This is a genomic window from Enterovibrio calviensis DSM 14347, assembly GCF_000621165.1.
GTDB lineage: Bacteria > Pseudomonadota > Gammaproteobacteria > Enterobacterales > Vibrionaceae > Enterovibrio > Enterovibrio calviensis.
On record NZ_JHZA01000001.1, the window covers coordinates 13,126 to 32,566 of the forward strand.

Below are 19,441 nucleotides of genomic sequence, written 5' to 3' on the forward strand. Positions count from 1 at the left end.
CGCCACGCTCCGTTGCTTTGCCTTTCCCATTTATCGACGCGAATCAATCCGAACACGCCAAAGGCTATCTGTAGACGTTCCCAATAGATAGCTTCACTGGTCTGATGTCACACAATGCTTGCGGGTTTTGCTGAGTTACTTGTCACCATCCCATCTCTAGTGTTGAATCAAAATGAATCAACCAGAGGAATATTACGTGGCTCAGACTCCCTTCAAGGACTACCCGCTCTCGCAAACACAAGCCATTGTTTGGAATGACATGGATGCGCTCCAACACATCAACAACACCGTCTATTTTCGCTACTTTGAAGATGTTCGCGTCGTGATGCTCGAAGAGTTGAAAGTGTTTGAACACGTCAAGCGCCACAATGTTGGCCCTGTTGTCGCTTCCACCCGCTGTGATTACCGCGCACCGCTTGTTTATCCCGACACCATTACCACAGTGTCATGGGTCGAGAACGTTCTAGAAAAGCGCTACACCATGAAATATGAGATCCACAGCCATAACCAACAACGTTGCGTGGCGGAAGGTGAAGCGCTGATCGTTTACTGCGATTTTAAAACAGGCAAAAGCTGCGCTATTCCAGAAGACACCGCTTCCCAACTTCAACGCTATGTGAAATAGACGGTGACGACATCCATGCTGTCTTTACAGTCGCTCACATCCAGCTTTGCACCCGCGAATCTATCGCCGCTGTCCATTGATTTAGCCATAGGGCAACATCTCACACTGAGTGGCCCGTCAGGTTGCGGCAAAACAAGCCTACTAAAAGTATTGGCAGGGCTAATGCCTGCACAGAGCGGCGAGATCCAATGGCAACAACAACGCGTCACAGACAGCAATCTCGTCTGGTGGCGCAAGCAATGCTGCTATTTACCACAAGAACCGGTGTTGGGAGCAGAGACAATCTCAGGCGTATTGCGACTGCCTTGGGCATTAAAAGCCGAATCAACGCCTCAGCCCAGTGATGAACGCTGTCGTGAAGTGCTAGACCTGTTTGGTCTGACACATCATTTCAATGGAAAAGTAGATGCAGAGGTCAGCACACTGTCGGGCGGAGAAAAACAAAGGCTAGCGGTCGCACGTGCCTTACTGCTAGAACGCCCTATCTGGCTATTGGATGAACCGACATCCGCGCTCGACGCAAAAAGCCGCGACAGGCTCGTATCAGTATTGTCTGAACACGCAATCATCCAAGTATCGATATCACATGATCCTGCATGGGTAGCGTCAGCCGATCAGGTTTACGACATGGGGAATGATGATGAGTGAGGCATTAACCATCAGTAATGGGGCATTGGCAGCGTTCTATCTGATGTTTCTGATCCCACTGCTGCTGTTCCAACGTTGGCAGTTGGGGTTAAGCAAAGCGCTTATCTTCGCGGTGACCCGAATGACACTGCAACTGGCAGTGGTGGGTTTATATCTGCAAACCTTGTTCGATTTTGCCAACATCTTTCTCAATACACTGTGGCTACTTGTGATGATTTTGGTCGCCAGTTGGACTGTGTGTCGTCAAGCGGGCGCGAAACCCAAAAGCCTAGTGTTACCTGTATTGTCAGGCCAAGCCATCGCATTGGTTTGTGTCTTACCCGTGATGATCATTGGTGTGATTCAAGCAGAGCCCTGGTGGCAGGCACAGTACTTAATTCCTGTGGCGGGAATGTTGCTCGGAAATGCCCTATCAGCCAATGTGCTGGCGCTAGAGCGCTTTCATGCCAGCTTAAAACAGCGCCATGATGAATTTCAGTTCTATTTGTCGCTAGGGTCTCCCCATCCGAGCAAGCCATTCATGAAAGAGGCGTTTACTGCTGCGCTGAGTCCGCCGCTCGCAGCAATGAGCACACTTGGCATTGTCAGCTTGCCCGGCATGATGACAGGGCAGATTCTGGGTGGGACGACACCACTGCTGGCGGTGAAATACCAACTGGTCATCATGATAGCCATTTTCCTCACTGTAACGCTCTCGGTTGCCACCACGCTGACGTTCGCCAGCCATAGCGCATTCGATCAATATGGCCGCTTAAAGATGTAGCCTGTCTCGCTTGAATTCTTGAATGCTGGGTGCTGGGTGCTGGGTGCTGGGTGCTGGGTGCTGAACAGCTTGGCCGTGAAAAACCTGAGATAAAAAAAGCCCTGACTGCATCAGTCAGGGCTTTTCTATGAATCTTATTCGTGTTGTCGTGAATTACGACACTGACAGGACGAAACCTGGCAACAGAACGAATACCGCGCCTAAGTAACCCACAACCGTTAGCTTTGACTTCACCGCGTAATCTGCCAGCAACTCTGCACACTTAATCGGTATCTCGCGAAGGAACGGCACGCCATAAACAACCAGAATGCCGAGCAAGTTAAACGTGAGATGAACCAGCGCAATTTGCAGGGCGAAGATAGCGTTGTCACCCGTTACCGCAGTCGCTGCTAGCAATGCGGTGATACAAGTACCGATGTTTGCACCTAGGGTGAACGGATATACCTGACGGATGCTCAGAACGTTCGTGCCCACCAATGGAACCACCAAGCTAGTCGTGGTTGAAGAAGACTGTACAAGGATAGTCACAAGCGTACCTGATGCAATGCCGTGGATTGGGCCACGACCGATTGCGCCATTCAACACTTCACGTGCCTTACCGACCATCAGTTTCTTCATCAGTTTACCCATCACGGTAATCGCAACGATAACCAAAAGAATACCGAAAATTACCAATGCGATACCGCCGAAGCTACCTGGTAGTGCTTCGAATATCGACTTCGCACCGTTCACAACCGGTTTAGTGATTGGCTTAATGAAGTTGAAACTTTTCATGCTGAGGTCGTCAGCTTGCATGAGCGGCGATACCAACCATGCGGAAATTTTCTGAAGGAAACCTGTCATCACTTCCAACGGGAGGAAGATAAGCACAGCAAGCAGGTTAAAGAAGTCATGAACCGTGGCACAAGTGAAAGCGCGGCGGAATTCTTCTTTGCAGCGCGCATGGCCCAGACTGACGAGAGTGTTGGTGACGGTAGTACCAACGTTCGCACCCATGACCATAGGGATAGCCAGTTCAACAGGCAAACCGCCCGCAACCAAACCGACGATAATTGATGTCACGGTGCTAGAAGATTGAATAAGTGCAGTACCGATAATACCAATCATCAAACCCGCAACTGGGTTTGTGGCAAATTCGAACAACTCTTTCGCTTGTTCACCCGCAGCCCACTTAAAGCCGCTACCGATCATTGAAACAGACAAAAGCAACAGATACAGCATGCCGATCAAGGCTGTCCATTGCAGAGCGCGTTTTCCTGGAGCGTTAGACTGAGGTCTGTGGAGTGCTTCAGTTTGGATGCTCATAACTCACTTCCTAATATGTAAGTAATTTTTCGGTTCGCAGGCATCCTATGAATGTATTGTGACAGAAATATTACTGGCGAATTTCATTTGACGATTTTTTGAAGCTTTTGTGACTAGTTTATGACCTTCGAGCGATAAATTTGATGGTGGCCGCAAAAATAATTCATCTCAAAATCCTTATAAAATAGTCAGTTAAGACACTAAAACTCAGCCGAAAAAAAGCCCGAATCAACGGGCTTTTTAAAGTGCTAATTTTTGACTAATTTTGTGACAAATCAACGTAGGTGGTTACTCAGTAACCCATTGCGCGAGACACAAACGCGCGAGTACGATCATGCTGAGGATTATCGAAAATCTGAGTCGGTGGTCCTTGCTCAACAATCACACCGCCTTCCATGAAAATGACCTTGTCAGCAACGTCTCGGGCGAACTGCATTTCATGCGTCACCACCACCATGGTCTGTTTTTGTTCAGCCAGTTGTTTCATCACTGCCAGCACTTCGTCGACCCACTCAGGGTCGAGCGCCGACGTTGGCTCATCAAACAAAATCACGTCGCCTTTGCAGGCCATCGCACGGGCAATGCCAACACGCTGCTGTTGCCCACCAGAGAGCTGCGCAGGATACTTATGAAGATGCGCGGCCATACCGACATTTTCCAACAGCTGCTTTGCCGTTGCTTCCGCTTGTGCTTTCGGCTCTTTCCAAACCGTGATTAACGACTCAGCGACATTGGCCAGCGCCGTTTTATTGGCAAACAAGGCATAGCTTTGAAAAACAAAGCTGCTTTGCTTACGAAGCAATTGTATCTCTGCTTTGCTAGCGCTTTCTGCCGCTACTCGGGCCTCACCGATTTGAATCTCACCGGTTGTGGGCGTTTCCAAGTAATTGAGGCAACGGAGCAGTGTCGATTTTCCGGTTCCTGACGGCCCAATGATCGCCACGATTTCACCTTGATGTACGTCAAGATCGATCTGCTTCAACACTTCCACATCACCGAAGCGCTTACTCAATCGTTTCACACTAATCATCGCGCATACGCCTTATTCAACCTGACCTCTAACAAAGATTGAATCTGAGTGAAGAAAATCACTACCACCCAATAGATCAGAGCCACTGCCAAAAACGCTTCAAAGAACTTAAAGCTGGATGACGCTTCCATCTGCGCTTTCGCCATGATTTCTGCCACACCGAGCGTAAACGCTAACGAGGTGCTTTTGATCATGTCGATGAAATAGTTCATCAATGATGGCGTCGCAACGCGAGCCGCTTGAGGTAAAATAATACGTCTCATCGCTTGAAGCTCAGTCATGCCGATACTCAAGCTTGCTTCCATTTGGTTCTTATCAATCCCCACAATCGCCGCGCGAATGCTCTCGGCCATGTAAGCAGAGAAGTGGAGCGATAGACCAATCACGGCCGCGGTAAATGCATCCATACCGACAAATATCGGGAAGACCTGCGGCAAACCGTAATAAAGAAGGAAGAGTTGAACCAGCAGTGGTGTCCCTCTAAAGAAAGAGATGTACACCACTACCAAGGCGTTTAATACGTTTACTCTGAACACCCTTACCAATGCCAAACACACCGATAACAACAGAGCAATCGCAAAGCCAATCAATGACATCTCTAGCGTTATTCCCAAATACTTTATCAGTATCGGGAACAACGCCAGCATGTAGTCAAAGTCAAAACCGTTCATTATTGAGTGATGTCAGAATCAAACCACTTTTCAGAAATCGCAGTCAGGGTGCCGTCTGCTTTCATTTCTGTCAGGGCTTGATCGACTTTCGCTTTGATTGCCAATTTCTCAGGGGTATTCAAAAACGGCATGGCGTTTTGAATCGTCTCAAACGGTTCGCCTGCAAGCGCCAATGGCAACCCTGATTTCTTGATCAGTTGAGCAGAAGAAACGCGATCCATAATAAAGGCATCGGTACGTCCCAGTGCAACATCTTGTTCGAAGCCTGAATCATACGTGATGATGTTGATTTCATTATTCTTGTCGTAGTTGCGCAGCAGTTGTTCGAAGTTACTGCCCAAGTTCACCGCAACTTTTTTACCTTTCAGATCGTCGATGCTTTCAATGTCATCACGACCTTTGCGGATCACTACCTGCGCGCCATCAATTACGTAAGGTACAGAGAACGCATATTTTGCTTTGCGAACGTCGGTCATGGTGATTTGGTTACTGATGGTATCAATGTGACCCGCTTCTAGCATGCCAAACAGGCCTGAGAAGCTAGAAGTCACAAACTCAACGTCATAGTCAGCACGTTGGCCGATTTCGTTCCACACATCGACTTCAAAGCCTTGAAGCTTATCTAACTTAACGAAAGTAAACGGGAAATAGCGACCAGACATACCCACTTTGATTTCATCTTGAGCAAGCGAAGCGGTAGAGGTAAAGCTGGCAGCCAAAGCAAGGGTGGCAACCAAAAGGTTTTTCATCGAGGGCATTGTATTACTCCATTATTCTGATGCCGCCAATGTAACCTAAGTGTAATTTTGTGATAAATAACGAAACGTTCTATTTAATACTCTATCAATAAAGCATTTATCAAACTTATCATTTGGTTTTGTATAATTGAACAGTGTTTTTGACTATCTATTCGGTTTTACTAAGAAATAACCCCAAAGTGATGCATTAACAAAAATTCCATACCCAAACAACCTGAAGATGCAGGATTCAGCGAGCACCTTTAGGTTGCTTGGGTATTTACGTTGAATTCCCCCTTTTCGACCATATCAAGAATGGCGTTTTCCGCTGCAAAAATTGCATTGTTCTTCTCTGGGCTCAACACACTTTCCTCCAACGATAACGGGTCCCAACCACTGCGCTGAGTCTCAAAGAAATTGCCACTTTATACCCAAGCAACCTGAAGATGCTGGATTCAGCGAGCTTTACTGACGTTATGATCAAGGCGTCACTTTGCCGATGTAGTGAGCTCCATCAAAAAGGGACAACACCGAGCATGGCGTCAGTAAACTCGCCCGAAGGGAGGCCATCAGAGCGTCCACTTCATCGTTAAATTCCTGTGAAATAGAATGACTATTCCTACAAGAATTTGCCTCGAATTGAACACTCTGATGGCCTCTGAAACCAAGCATCTTCAGGCTGCTTGGGTATAGATATGAATTCCCCCAGTGAATAAATCCGTTGGATTGAGCACAGAATGAATCGCGTTTTCGTCCATTGAAAGCACCTCACCCGCGCCGATGGATGCCGACCCTATTGCGCGAATGCGATGCGGGCTTTTCTTCTCATCACGACGCCAAAATATATGGTCTTCCCTGCCTTCATACACACCCACGACAGACCACAGATTATGGTTATGTGCTGGCATCGCCATCTTAGGGGCCCAGATGAAGTGGAGAATAGTGAACTGCTCTGACACATAGAGCTTTTCAAATCCCGTACGTCGAGTGGGCGCAAGTACGGCCTTTACTGATGCGGGGTCACACAGGCTTTTCGTCAATACATCGATGATCTTATTCTGCGGTTCTTCACCGTCAAATGCCGCCTCACATTCGCTGATCAATTTAGCTAAATCAAATGGCATTATCACGACTCCTTTCGTCATATTCTTGGTTGTCTATTCACTGTAGATGATTGATAACCAGTGCATTGTCACAGTAAAAGCACACAGTTCATTCACAAACGATTTTGTTAATAAGATCACTAAAATCAAGGATATGTGACTGCCTTCTCAGTCAAATCAACATGCAACATTTGTCCAGTAAAGGGCTTATTTGTCCAATATCTTAAGCACCAGACCGAGCGCATAATCAGCCCATCTCGAAACATATCCAAAAATAACAAATAAAAGGTCTGAACAATGAAAACTAACTTAGCAGAGTTAAAGCGTCACCTACTCACCGGCACCAGCCACATGTTGCCATTCGTTGTTGCTGGTGGTGTTCTTCTTGCACTATCAGTCATGCTAGGCGGTAAAGGCGCAGTGCCAGAAGGCGTGTTCCTTGAAGGTATTTGGGACATGGGTATCGCAGGTTTCACCCTGTTTGTTCCTGTTCTTGGCGGTTACATCGCTTACTCAATCGCAGACCGTCCAGCACTAGCTCCAGGTATGATTGGTGCTTACCTTGCTAACCAAGTACAAGCGGGTTTCCTTGGCGCAATCATCGTCGGTTTCATCGCAGGTTACGTTGTTCTACAACTGAAGCGCATTCCTCTTTCTAACAAGCTTAAAGCGCTTTCTACCTACTTCATTATTCCAATCGGCGGTACGTTCATCGTATCTGCACTGGTTGTTTGGGTAATCGGTCAACCTATCGCTGGCTTCATGGCATTCATGAACGAAGGCCTACAATCAATGGCTGGCGCGTCTAAAGCGGTTCTTGGTGCGGTGCTTGGTGGTATGACTGCGTTCGATATGGGCGGTCCAATCAACAAAGTAGCAACCCTATTCGCACAAACTCAAGTCGGTACTCAACCATGGTTGATGGGCGGCGTGGGCGTAGCAATCTGTGTTCCACCACTAGGTATGGCACTGGCTACTTTCCTTGCTCCTAAGAAATACTCTCCAGAAGAAAAAGAAGCCGGTAAAGCAGCAGCAATCATGGGTTGTATCGGTATCACTGAAGGTGCAATCCCATTCGCAGCCAATGACCCAGCACGTGTTATCCCAGCCATCGTAGCAGGCGGTATCGTTGGTAACGTTGTGGCCTTCATGGCAGGCGTTCTTAACCACGCACCATGGGGTGGCCTGATTGTTCTACCCGTTGTTGAAGGTCGCATGATGTATGTCATCGCCGTCATCGCAGGTTCAGCAACTACGGCCCTTGTCGTGAACGCACTGAAAAAACCAGTGGCAGACCGCGAAGAAGAAACAAAAGCTAACACTGAAGAACTGGAACTGTCTTTCGACTAAGCAGCATTCAAGTAAGACCCAGTGAAGTAAAACATAGCTCAGAAACATAGTTACAAAACATGCATTAACGGAGCGACAACCTCCAACAGGATTGTCGCTCCACACTGAACTTAAAAACTATAAAAGTGTAAAAGAGAGATTATTATGAAACTTATTGGCGTAACTTCTTGCCCGTCTGGCGTTGCTCACACATACATGGCTGCTGAAGCACTAGAAACCGCTGCAAAAGCGAAGGGCTGGGACGTTAAAATTGAAACCCAAGGCGCTATCGGTATCGAAACTGAACTGACTGCGGCAGACGTTGAAAGTGCAGATGTTGTAGTGCTAACTAAAGACATCGCTATCAAGAACGAAGAGCGTTTCAACGGCAAGAAAATCGTTCGTGTTACCGTGACTCAAGCGGCTAAACAGGCGCCTGAAATCATCGCAAAACTTGAGAGCATGCTGGCTCAAGCATAATTTCGACATCACCGCGGTATACCCCCTACCGCGGTTTTTGACTTTCCCGCACCGTAAAGCCCAACCCTTTTCTAACGCCTTGTTTCGCTTTACGCCCTCGTAGTTTGCTCAAAGGCATCCACATGCACAATATTGCTGAATCACTCACCGACTTTACTGGCAAACTCATTGCCATTTGCAGCAACGAAAACACACCGCCGGAAGGCGCGTATCAGGTCAACTTCAACCGGTTAGAAATCATTCTTGATGGCGAGTACGACCTGTTCGTGGATGCAAAAGAAGGCAGCGATAAGCTCACGCTAACGCAGGGTGACATGGTGTATATACCTTCCAATGCGTGGAGTAAACCCACGTGGGATAAACCCTGCAAAATGATTTCAGTGCTATTTGGCAAGCATCAAGTCGGGTTCAGCTTTGTGCAATACACCCCGGATGGCGGATTCAAAGATGTTCAAAAGCACGCGCTCGCGCTGCCATCTTCCATGGCGCTGGGACACGTGCTCGACGCCCTCAATTGCATGAGTGACAAAAGCCGCTCAAACGTGATGGGAGAGCACCTCGCCAATGCGCTGATTCAGTACTGCCTTGAACTGCTTGGCAACCCGGTACAAAGCAAAATCAGCCGCAGTGAGAAGCTCTACCGCAGCATGTGTATTTACGTGCAAGAGAACTTCCACAAAGACATCACCCGCGTTTCCGTCGCCAGCCGATTCGGCGTTTCATCTGCGCATGTCTCTCGTTTATTCAATCAAGAAGGCTCGGTGAAGTACGCTGACTACGTGACCTATGTGCGACTCGACCGCGCCAAGTTTATGCTCAAGAAATACACCTTCAAATTGGAAGAGATCGCCCACCGTTGCGGGTTCAAAGACACCAATTACTTTTGCAGGGTATTTAAAAACAAGACGGGAAAAACGCCGAGCGAGTATCGTTTAGGTGTAGCCTGAGGCCTCCATGGCCTCTTCTTGAATCAAGCCGTTTGGATGGGCAAAGTCATACTGTTTCTTTTTCCAAACTACCTTCATTTTTCTCATGCTTTCGTTCATCACATCTGTGAACATCATGACGGTATAAGTACCTCATGAAAGATAAAATAAGCATGGAACTTCGAGCATTAAAACGACACCTAGATGTGAAAAATCTGCATAAAGGTGGTTCTCATCATTTGTCATATTACATCGTCGAGTATCAAGAGGTAGTGAAAGCATGAGCGAACAATATAGTGTCGAAGTTTCCAAGCATTATTCAGCTTATCGGCCGCCTATCCATGATGAAATCCTTAAAGAAGTGCTTCTCAATCGTGGCGATTTCACATACGGATTAGATATTGGTTGTGGCACCGGTGTTTCAAGTTTGGCTCTCAGTAAGTTCTGCGAAAATGTTGTAGGTATTGACCCAAGCGAAGCAATGCTAGCGGAGGCTTCTCAACGGGAACATTTGAGCTATATCGCTGGTACTGGCGACAATATACCCCTTGATGATGACTCTGTTGATATTGTTTCATTTGCGGGGTCGTTGTCTTATGCAAAATCAGACTCATTGGTTGGCGAGCTTTTGCGAGTCTGTCGAACAAATGCTTGGATTGTCGCGTATGACTTTGAAGTGCGGTTAGATGATTCGTTAAACCTTGTTGGTGTTAGCCTTCCCCAAAGGGCATCAGGTTATAATCATGCAGAAAATTTTGACGGATATCGTGAGTTTAAAGAGGTCAAGGTACATAACGGCAAAGTCACCATAAATGTAAGTTCAACACAACTAGCTCATGTGCTGTTTTCTTCCTCTCGCCGTTATCTATTGCTCACTGATTTTTTTGGTTCCCAAAATACGTTCAAGCTAGTGGTTGATAAGCTAACTGCGTTTAATCACGAGCACAAAATAGACATTGACACCTATTACTCGATTTATCAGATAAATGCTTTATAACAATCACTTAATTTTCCGCTAACCGCTAACGATGATGCCGGGCTAATCCGAAAACCTGCCTGATTGAGTAGCGTCGAAGATTTAGCGCGACAGGCAACGGCGACACAAACCAGAATTGGACTGTGATTCTTTAATCTGCGTGTCCCAATAGAAATACCAATAGTCACTCACTCCGCAAAAAACATAGATATATTTCCGAACATGTCGAAAACTAAGAAATGGGATCGTCCTTGTAGCGTACCCATCAAAAAAGAAAGGAGTTCGAAATGAAATATATGTTGTTGCTGTATGCCGCACCGGATAAAGAGCCAGTCTATGGCACCCCTGAGTTTGATGAAATGATGTCCGCGTTTGCTGCGACCAGCGAAACCTTCAAAAACGACGGCGTTCTTGTGGGTGGAGAAGGATTACAGGGAATTGAAGCCGCGACCTCTCTCCGCATCCAATCCGGTAAGGTGGAAACCATGGATGGTCCCTTTGCAGAAACACGCGAGCATCTGGGTGGCTATTATATTGTGGATGTGGCGGACCTAGATACCGCCTTGAAGTATGCCGCAATGATACCGATCGCCCATTTCGGAACCGTCGAAGTTCGACCGCTGTTAGACTACGATCCCGAGGACTAACAAATGAAGAATGCCGTTCCCAAAGCCATCGCGGTAAGCCACATTATTGATGAGGTGCTACGCCGCGATCGGGGACGGATTTTATCTGGGCTTATCTCCAGATTTGGCGACTTCCAAATGGGCGAAGATGCATTGCAGGAAGCATCTATTGCGGCGCTAAAACATTGGGGTCGAGTAGGTATTCCTAATGATCCCGTCGCCTGGCTAATGAAGGTAGGATTGAACAAAGGGATCGACCAAATCCGCGCCACTCAACGCGAAGCAACGAGAACAAACGATTTAGAGATAAGAAACTCATCCGATGATGTCGATGACGACATTCCCGAAACTATCCCAGATGAACGCCTGCGTTTGATTTTTACCTGTTGCCACCCCGCCCTTGAAGAAAAATCCCGAGTTGCACTCACTCTACGCACAGTTTGCCATTTGACGACCAGAGAGATCGCAGCAGCCTTCCTCGACCATGAACAAACAATGGGGCAACGCCTGTCCCGAGCAAAAAAGAAAATAAGATCCAAAGGCATCGGTTTCTCTGTGCCCGAACCGGAAGGATGGACCGACAGACTGGAGACAGTTCTGTCTACGATATATCTGATTTTTACCACTGGCTATGTAAGAGAAGACACGGGACCACGAGATCTATGCGAAGAAGGCATTTTCTTGATGCGCCTTTTAAGCCAACTTTGCCCGAATGATCCGGAAATCGAGGGCGCACTTGCGTTGATGCTTTTGACTGATGCAAGGCGAGTGGCAAGAATCGACGCTGATGGTGCTCTTGTGCCTGTAGAAGAACAAAACGAAGGCATTTGGCAGAATGACATGATAGCTGAAGGGAGAAGCCTCCTTGAAAACGCCATCGAGCGCAGGCAACCAGGGCCCTTCCAAATCAAAGCCGCCATCGCCGACTGCCACATGTTTCGCCCCAAACCCGACTGGCCGCAGATGTCCTTGCTCTACAGGGCACTTTGGGCTTTCGAACCCACCCCTGTCGTCGCCCTGAACTGGTCTGTGGTTATCGCCGAAACAGGACAATCTGAACTCGCGCTACAAAAGCTTGATGAACTGCAAACTGAGCTTGAAAACTACCAGCCTTGGTACGCGGCTCGCGGACATATTCTGGGTAAACTGGGGGAATTCTCAGGTGCCCATGACGCTTATATACACGCCATTCATACCGCACCAAACAACGCGTCACGCAAACTGCTAGAACGCAAATTAGAGATATTAAATCAGTCCAACAAACCAAAATATCAAAACCAGCGTAACGATTAGGTTAGTTAACATTCTTGACCTTCCACGCGCTTTCACCAAAGCCCTTGCGGCTAGTTCTATCGAATTTCATAACAAAGCCCATGCTGGTCGTCGCCCCCTACGACTAATGTCTAACTACCTGAGACTAGGTGTGTTTTTCCGTTTGGTATAAGGTACTAGCAACTAAATTTCAAGGGTTCATAAACATCAGTCATCGAGTTCGTATAGCAGAAAATAGATAGACAACGACTCGCTTAATCTTCGTTTAGTGAGTCAATAACGCTGGTTGGAAAAACACACCTTAGAGTGTGAACGAAAGGAATCAAAATGAGCACTACTTTAGAATCCGCACATATACCAACAGATACGCCTCAAGCCAATGAGGATGAACTCACTTATGAACAACAACATAAACCAAGATCGGAATTTGATTCCCGCGAACAGTATCTAGAACATGAGTTACAAATCATGGCGCCTAAACGCTGGCGTCCTAATTTGCCTTTTAAAGACTATCGATTCGAAATAGAAGATACCATCCCAGCGATGGCCGCCACCATTGGTAAAGTGGTTATGGTAGGCGCTATTGCAGCCACCTTTGCCGGGGCGCTAGGGTTAGATGAAGGCTTTATCTTAGAAAATGTTCGTTATGAACTACTCATCGCCTCTGTTTTCATCATTCTTTTCTCAGGTTTTTTATTGCCGACCGCTAACCTCGCGGGTACACACGGCCCACTCATCCCTTTAATTCCTATTGTCGTTGCAGCAGGCGGACACCCAATGGCATTTGGCTTGCTGATTGGCGCTTTCGGCTTACTGTTGGCCATCAGTAAAGGTGGCAGCATGTTGGCAAACCTCACCAGTAAAGGCGTGTGTGGCGGTTTACTGCTCTACCTTGGCTTTGTTGGAACCGCTTCTCAAGTTAAAAAACTGTTCGCTTGGGCGGAGGGAATCGGCATGAGCCACATCGCTTTTGTCGTGATCTTTTGCACCATTATTCTGTATGCGTTATTGGAACATTTCCGTAAACGTTGGCTAGCCGTACCTCTTAGTTGCTTGCTGGGTGGTACGTTAGCTTTTGCTATGGGAGCGCCGTTTTCTTTCCAAACCGAGCCAGGTTTACCCAACATGAACCCAATTTATTGGTGGGGAGAAGATACAGGCTGGATGCTAGGCCTACCTACGATTGAACATTTCATGGTGGTATTACCGTTTGCTATTTTAGCCGTGGCGATGTGGTCGCCAGATTTCTTAGGACATCAAGTATTTCAGAAAATCAGCTATCCAGAACGTACAGAAAAAGTACATATGAACATTGATGACACCATGACCACCGCTTCAATTCGTCAAACGTTCGGTTCTCTGCTCGGTGGCACTAACTTTACGTCTTCATGGGGGACTTATATCGTGCCGGCGGCGATTGCTAAGCGTCCTATTCCTGCTGGCGCGTTGCTCACGGCTCTGTTCTGTATCATCGCCGCTATTTGGGGTTACCCGATGGATTTAGCTATCTGGCAACCTGTACTTTGTATCGCGCTAATTGTTGGGGTATTTGTGCCATTGCTAGAAGCTGGAATGGAAATGACGCGTGAAGGGAAAACCACACAGTCGGCAGCGATTGTTGTATTTTCTTCAGCGCTCGTTAACCCTGCATTTGGTTGGGCTCTCACCATGCTGTTGGATAACTTGGGCTTAGTCGGTTGTAAAGAACGTAGTAGTGAGCTTAGTAAAATGAGCCGCTGGGTATTGCCTGGCATTATGTTTATCGTGCTAAGTGGTGTGATGGCATTGGTTGGTCTACTTCCAGGGATACCAGCGATTATCCCAAGCTTTCGTTAACCTTTGAATAAGCGACTTTAAATCAGCAGCTAAGACAGTCTGGCATTTGCGTAGATAGGCTCATAATGCGAGTTTATGATTTGAAGGTGCTTTTTTTAACCTGATAGAAACGGTTTAGTTCAGTAGTTCTAAGCCGTTTCTGCCCCAAAGTGAGCTAGGCTCTTTCTCTGCTCGGATAATTGCTCTCCCGATTGGCCTTATTTTTTCTAATCTGAACCGAGATTTTTACTGTTGATAACCACAGCATCGTAGAGATCCAATGCATGTTGATGAAAAATGACATTTTGGAGCTTTTTCACAAATCGACATCTTAAATGATTTAAAAAGATATTAAAATCAGATGGTAACGAGCCGTTAAGGTATAATGCATTGTTATTAAAGGACAAAGTGTCGTGTTTAATTCCGACATTTTGTCATCTAATACACTGTTATGCGCTAGGAGGAAATTTGACAGTAGTATCCAAGGAAAATGCGGAACATTATCGTTGGGGTGATCAGTGTGATGGGTGGCATCTGGTCAAGTCAAAGAGTTTGAGCGTAATTCAAGAACGAGTACCTTCGGGTTGTAGTGAGGTTCGTCATCTACACAAGAAATCAGAACAGTTTTTCTTTGTTCTATCTGGTTGTGCCACGTTTGAAGTGAACGGTGAAGTTTTTGAACTCAAAGAGCACCAAGGCTTTCACGTGCCAAGTAATACGCCCCATCAATTGAGTAACCTCGGTCAAAAAGACCTGCATTTTACCGTGACATCTACTCCACCTAGTCATGGCGATCGTGTTGAAGTACGAGCATAACAAAAGCATGAACGGGACGTTTACTCGTGGCGCATTTTTTATAGAAATACTGTGATTCAGGCGTTTCAATTAGTTTGGGCTAGTAAACGCCCGTTATACGTTTTTACAGAATAATGATATTGAGAGATAAGTGGAAAAAGTAACAAAAAAGAAAATCTTAAAAACCCTGTCCGAATCCAGTGACTTCGGGAATTTAGGGATGTTTGTTGGTGCAGGTTTCTCTAAAGCTGTACTGAACAATGGTGTTCGCAATATTGCTCTATCTTGGGGAGAATTATTAGAAAAAGCAGCAGGGAGAATGTCCATTAAATATGATGAATTAAACATAGATGGTATCGGTTACCCAGAAGTTGCTTCTACAATTTGTGAACTTCATTCATCAAAAAAGGACATTGAATACTCTCAGTCCCTGTTCAAATTAAAAGAAGAGATTTCTGCTCTAACAAGTTGGTATCCTGAGAAGAGCCAAAGAGAAAAATACTCTAACTATTTAAATGACTTACTACCAAGTTGGATTATAACAACTAACTATGATTTGGTTCTGGAAAGCCTATTTACAGGTAAATGTTTACCTTTGAGCCCTGATGAGTCTATGTGTGCGCCAAAAGGTATAGTGCCAATTTATCACTTGCACGGAATACGTTCTACGCCCGAAAGTATAGTAATTGCTCAAGAAGACTATGTTTCTCTCTTCCGCCCACATGAGTATCGACAAATTAAGTTGGCTTTAACAATAAAAGAGTCAACGGTACTTCTTCTCGGGTATGGTCTCGGTGATGTGAACGTTCTTACAGCTTTAGACTGGTCAAAAAATGTATTTTCATCTAGTAACGAAAACTATCCTAACGAAGTTGTTCAGGTTGTACGAAAAGAGAATCCATCGGACAAAGCATATAAAGACCGCAATGGAATTCTTATTTATGAAGTCAGTGATCTAGATGATTTCTTCGAGGAATTTGCAACTGAAAACGAAAAATACTTAGCCAAAAAAGCTAAGAATGAGCAATCACTACAAAGTGTTATTTCTAAATTGGAAGAACCTAGTGACGCCTTAGTGGATAAGTTCATTGATGATGAAGAATTTCGTGTAGGAATACTTGAAATGTTGGCAAAGTTTACCTCGCCTGTTATCTCAGGATTTATTTACTTCTTGAGTGAGGTTTTTGATGAGCTTTGGAAACGTGCTGAACCTAATGGTGCATTTGGTGCCTATAACGAAAATTTGATCGTTCAATTAGATATCCTCACAACGTTAAAACTGGATCAGATTCCACCTGCTTTACTAGAGACGGTTGCTTACAACCTTGATAGAGTCGGTTGCTACGTCGGCAATGGGCATGGCGAGTCACATTCAGCAAACCGAACTTTCAATCGAAGGAAATCTGAGTTATCGAGAGAGGTTGTACTCGAATTAAAGAATATTTCTAAGCAACATTTTTATTCTAATTTATCTAGTTTGATTGAACGAACAAACGTATAACACATATCAGCCCTTCTCCGGTCAAGAGGCAATAGCTGTCTTTATGACTGAGTGAGTAGTCACTGTTTTCGAACAACAAAATCATCTACTTCGTTTTGTCCAAACCAACCTTATCCGAATCTAGCAGCTTACAGTGCCAACTCTAGCTTGTTTCTGTCCAAAAACGGTTTATGGCGTTCAACCTAAATCGTTCATCTCAGCAAACTCCATCTCTAATTTGCTCACAAAAAAGCCGCTCGTAGGGAGCGGCAAATCGGTGATTCATATTGTTATAGTTATGGCGTGAGTATTCTTATGGCTTATTCGCCATAGCCTCCGTCTTCGCTGCTGTCATCACAAAGTGGAGGTTTCCGCCTGCTTTGATATCGGCATGTTTGAAGAAGAGGCCGTCTTCCAGAGGTTGGCCGTTGATGGTCACTGACTTGATGTACATGTTGTCGTCAGCGTTGTTCTCAGTGGTGATCGTGAACTCTCCCCCTTCGACAGGGATGCTCACTTCATCAAACAGAGGTCGGCCAATGGTGTAGGTAGGATCAGCCGCATTCACTTGATAGAAGCCCATAGCAGACATGACATACCACGCAGACATTGCGCCAACGTCTTCATTGCCAACGATGCCTTTTGGTTCTGCTAAGTACATGTCATCCAGAATGTGGTCGACGACTTCTTGGGTTTTCCAAGGCTCTGCGGTCCAGTTGTACAGGTACGGAATGTGGTGCGATGGCTCATTACCGAATGCCACCTGACCAATCAAACCCGACATGTCTGGCGTTTCAGTGCCTTGGCTTTTTGCGGTGAAAGTGGCTTCCAAGTTGGTTTTAAATGCCGCATCACCACCCATGATTTCTTTAAGGCCTGCAATGTCGTGGGGGACAAACCATGTCCACTGCCACGCGTTACCTTCTGTGTAGTTACCTGTTTCATGCGCTGTACCATACGGGTCGAACGGCGTCATAAACGAACCGTTCATCATTACAGGACGCATAAAGCCTGTTACACCGTATTCGGCATACTCCATCGGATTGTTATCGAAGTAATGTTTGTAGCCTTTTGAGCGCGCTAAGTAGGTCGCTTCTGCTTGTGTATCGCCTGCTGCTTTTGCAATTTGAGCGATGGCCCAGTCGTAGAAGGCGTTTTCCAACCCGTATGACACGGATTCAATGGTGAAATCCGGATCTATCGGGTTGTTTTCAGCGTCACGTTGAATCGCAGGCGCAAACCCGTCTTTCTGGATGTAGTCGATGTGCTTGGTCAAGGTGCGATCCAGTACCGGCACATCCCACTCTGTTGCGAGCGCGGCGTAATTGTCATACGTGGAGGAATCAATCGCGGCTTTCAACGCGAGGGCTTTTTCAGATTGCGTGAACGCGTCTGGGAATTTGCTAATCGCATCTGCAATCACAGCAACGGCTGGGTAACCCACCATAGTGCCGGTTTCGTCCCCTAAGTGTTCCCACTTCGGCAACAAGCCACTTTCGGTGTACTTCTGAACCAAGTTCTTCGCGTATTGAACGGCACGTGTCGGCTCAGTGATGGTTTTCAGTGGGTGCAGGGCTTTGTGCGTGTCCCACAAAGAGTAAACCGAGAAGTTAGGAAGCTCTTCTGTCGCTTGACCATAGGCGATGGAATACTCGCCCTCGCCTTCACGGATTGAGCCTTTGCCCATACCACGGAAACGACCATCGACGTCTTGGTGTACTTGTGGTGCAATTTTGGTGTGATACAGCGCGGTATAGAAAATTTCTTTCTGCGCCGTCGTGCCACCTTCCACGCGTAGGTTCAGCGCTTGCGCCCATTTCTCACTGGCTTGCGCGCGCGCAGTATCAAACGACACATCCGCTTCTGCTTGGTGGTTGCTTTGCGCACCTTCCGCATCAACGGCAGATATCGCCACCTGTGCGTTGAGCGTTTGTGAATCACCCTGTTCAAACTCTACATACGCCGTCACGTCAGCTTTGATGCGTTTGACAGGTTTACCTTCATCGTCATAAACCAATTCTGAAATATGCTCGGCGCTCAAGCCATCGGCAGGGACACCGCCGACGAGAAGTTGAACATCTTTGATTTTCTTGTCGAAGGTGGCGTAGAAGAAGATTTTTTGGTTCTTCGCCCAGCCCGAGAAATGCGCCGCATCGCGTTCGCCCGTGATGGTGTAACCATCGTCACTCACCGTGAGTTTGTTGCGCAGCGAGGTCGAGCCCCAGTCGCTATTAAGGATCGAGTTTAAATCGATCTTCAAACGCTGAGGTTGACCTTCTGGATAGGTATAGCGATGGAAGCCCACGCGCTCAGAGGCAGTAAGCTCGGCTTTGATGCCGTTCTCAGCGATGTTCACCGAGTAGTAACCCGCTTCTGCCACTTCAGAGGCTTTGTCCATCTTGACGGAAATTGCCTTGCGGTAATCGTCCGTGTCTTCAATGTATTTGGCGTTCTCTTCCGTAAATGGAAGGAACAGAATGTCGCCCAATCCGCCCATGCCTGTACCAGACAGGTGGGTATGTGAGAAGCCAAACAGGGTGTCTTTGTCATAGTGATAGCCTGACGAAGAGTGCCAGCCCACCAACTCTGTATCTGGAGACAACTGCACCATGCCTTCCGGCACAACCGCACCTGGGAAGGTGTGTCCGTTAAACCCAGTACCAATAAACGGATCGACGTATTTCAGGACGTTGACTTCGGGTGAAACAACGCCTGTATTTGGGTTTGAATCTGAAGAGCTTGAGTTACAACCAAACAAGAAAAAGGCAGCAGAAACTGACAGCGCAACCTTAGAAACACGAGAAATATACATAGGGTATTCCTTGAAAAAGATGCCGCGCACGGGCGGCATCAGGTCTAT

General features: G+C 46.6%; 19 protein-coding genes. 12 read left to right on the top strand and 7 right to left on the bottom strand.

All coding sequences use genetic code 11. The annotated features are described in order from the left end of the window. Nucleotides 1-196: 196 nt before the first annotated feature. From Q365_RS0100060 to Q365_RS0100070, 3 genes are read left to right on the top strand one after another with little or no spacing between them, the layout of a single operon-like run. Nucleotides 197-625 carry an acyl-CoA thioesterase gene (locus Q365_RS0100060; protein WP_028021415.1) on the top strand — a complete coding sequence of 143 codons (429 nt, stop codon included), beginning with the start codon at nucleotides 197-199 and terminating at the stop codon, nucleotides 623-625. Between the two features lie 15 nt (nucleotides 626-640). Then, nucleotides 641-1,273 (top strand): ABC transporter ATP-binding protein, encoded by a 633-nt coding sequence (locus Q365_RS0100065; RefSeq protein ID WP_035024187.1) that lies wholly within the window; start codon nucleotides 641-643, stop codon nucleotides 1,271-1,273. Further along, on the top strand, nucleotides 1,266-2,036 hold the full coding sequence (locus tag Q365_RS0100070) for an ABC transporter permease (protein WP_028021417.1): 771 nt from the start codon (nucleotides 1,266-1,268) through the stop codon (nucleotides 2,034-2,036). Before Q365_RS0100065 ends, Q365_RS0100070 begins: the two co-directional genes overlap by 8 nt. Before the next feature lie 153 nt (nucleotides 2,037-2,189). On the opposite strand, the gene Q365_RS0100075 is transcribed toward Q365_RS0100070, so the two are convergent. The 5 genes from Q365_RS0100075 to Q365_RS25195 form a co-directional block, all read right to left on the bottom strand. Continuing rightward, nucleotides 2,190-3,341, bottom strand: a complete 1,152-nt coding sequence (locus Q365_RS0100075; RefSeq protein ID WP_028021418.1) for a Na/Pi symporter — start codon at nucleotides 3,339-3,341, stop codon at nucleotides 2,190-2,192. A gap of 292 nt (nucleotides 3,342-3,633) precedes the next feature. After that, nucleotides 3,634-4,371 (bottom strand): amino acid ABC transporter ATP-binding protein, encoded by a 738-nt coding sequence (locus Q365_RS0100080; protein WP_028021419.1) that lies wholly within the window; start codon nucleotides 4,369-4,371, stop codon nucleotides 3,634-3,636. Next, entirely contained in the window at nucleotides 4,368-5,042 is a 675-nt protein-coding gene (locus Q365_RS0100085) for an amino acid ABC transporter permease (RefSeq protein ID WP_028021420.1), read from the bottom strand. Before Q365_RS0100085 ends, Q365_RS0100080 begins: the two co-directional genes overlap by 4 nt. Beyond that, nucleotides 5,042-5,800 (bottom strand): amino acid ABC transporter substrate-binding protein, encoded by a 759-nt coding sequence (locus Q365_RS0100090; RefSeq protein WP_028021421.1) that lies wholly within the window; start codon nucleotides 5,798-5,800, stop codon nucleotides 5,042-5,044. Before Q365_RS0100090 ends, Q365_RS0100085 begins: the two co-directional genes overlap by 1 nt. A 653-nt stretch (nucleotides 5,801-6,453) precedes the next feature. Further along, nucleotides 6,454-6,903: a hypothetical protein gene (locus tag Q365_RS25195; protein WP_211254225.1), complete on the bottom strand. Its 450-nt coding sequence runs from the start codon at nucleotides 6,901-6,903 to the stop codon at nucleotides 6,454-6,456. Nucleotides 6,904-7,179: 276 nt separating this feature from the next. Here Q365_RS25195 and Q365_RS0100100 point away from each other — a divergent pair, with 276 nt between their 5' ends. From Q365_RS0100100 to Q365_RS0100110, 3 genes are all read left to right on the top strand, one after another. Beyond that, nucleotides 7,180-8,232 carry a PTS fructose transporter subunit EIIC gene (locus Q365_RS0100100; protein WP_028021422.1) on the top strand — a complete coding sequence of 351 codons (1,053 nt, stop codon included), beginning with the start codon at nucleotides 7,180-7,182 and terminating at the stop codon, nucleotides 8,230-8,232. Nucleotides 8,233-8,376: 144 nt separating this feature from the next. Next, nucleotides 8,377-8,691, top strand: a complete 315-nt coding sequence (locus tag Q365_RS0100105) for a PTS fructose-like transporter subunit IIB (RefSeq protein ID WP_035024190.1) — start codon at nucleotides 8,377-8,379, stop codon at nucleotides 8,689-8,691. 122 nt (nucleotides 8,692-8,813) lie between these two features. Continuing rightward, a complete protein-coding gene (locus tag Q365_RS0100110; protein ID WP_028021424.1) occupies nucleotides 8,814-9,638 on the top strand; it encodes an AraC family transcriptional regulator in 825 nt (274 codons plus the stop codon). Here the strand turns inward: Q365_RS0100110 and Q365_RS27295 are convergent. Then, a complete protein-coding gene (locus tag Q365_RS27295; protein ID WP_281173684.1) occupies nucleotides 9,624-9,755 on the bottom strand; it encodes a hypothetical protein in 132 nt (43 codons plus the stop codon). The genes Q365_RS0100110 and Q365_RS27295 overlap by 15 nt on opposite strands. Before the next feature lie 142 nt (nucleotides 9,756-9,897). On the opposite strand from Q365_RS27295, the gene Q365_RS0100125 reads away from it, so the two are divergent. The 6 genes from Q365_RS0100125 to Q365_RS0100150 all read left to right on the top strand — a co-directional run bounded on the left by Q365_RS0100125 (nucleotide 9,898) and on the right by Q365_RS0100150 (nucleotide 16,602). Next, entirely contained in the window at nucleotides 9,898-10,614 is a 717-nt protein-coding gene (locus tag Q365_RS0100125) for a class I SAM-dependent methyltransferase (protein WP_028021425.1), read from the top strand. Nucleotides 10,615-10,880: 266 nt separating this feature from the next. Continuing rightward, on the top strand, nucleotides 10,881-11,240 hold the full coding sequence (locus Q365_RS0100130; RefSeq protein WP_028021426.1) for a YciI family protein: 360 nt from the start codon (nucleotides 10,881-10,883) through the stop codon (nucleotides 11,238-11,240). A gap of 3 nt (nucleotides 11,241-11,243) precedes the next feature. After that, entirely contained in the window at nucleotides 11,244-12,512 is a 1,269-nt protein-coding gene (locus Q365_RS0100135) for an RNA polymerase sigma factor (RefSeq protein ID WP_028021427.1), read from the top strand. A gap of 306 nt (nucleotides 12,513-12,818) precedes the next feature. Further along, the gene (locus Q365_RS0100140; protein ID WP_028021428.1) at nucleotides 12,819-14,327 is read left to right on the top strand and encodes a DUF3360 domain-containing protein; all 1,509 of its coding nucleotides are present in this window, start codon (nucleotides 12,819-12,821) and stop codon (nucleotides 14,325-14,327) included. Between the two features lie 447 nt (nucleotides 14,328-14,774). Beyond that, nucleotides 14,775-15,122 (top strand): cupin domain-containing protein, encoded by a 348-nt coding sequence (locus Q365_RS0100145; protein ID WP_028021429.1) that lies wholly within the window; start codon nucleotides 14,775-14,777, stop codon nucleotides 15,120-15,122. 130 nt (nucleotides 15,123-15,252) lie between these two features. Next, entirely contained in the window at nucleotides 15,253-16,602 is a 1,350-nt protein-coding gene (locus tag Q365_RS0100150; protein ID WP_028021430.1) for an SIR2 family NAD-dependent protein deacylase, read from the top strand. 292 nt (nucleotides 16,603-16,894) lie between these two features. On the opposite strand, the gene Q365_RS0100155 is transcribed toward Q365_RS0100150, so the two are convergent. Beyond that, nucleotides 16,895-19,393, bottom strand: a complete 2,499-nt coding sequence (locus Q365_RS0100155; RefSeq protein ID WP_028021431.1) for a GH92 family glycosyl hydrolase — start codon at nucleotides 19,391-19,393, stop codon at nucleotides 16,895-16,897. Between the last annotated feature and the right edge of the window lie 48 nt (nucleotides 19,394-19,441).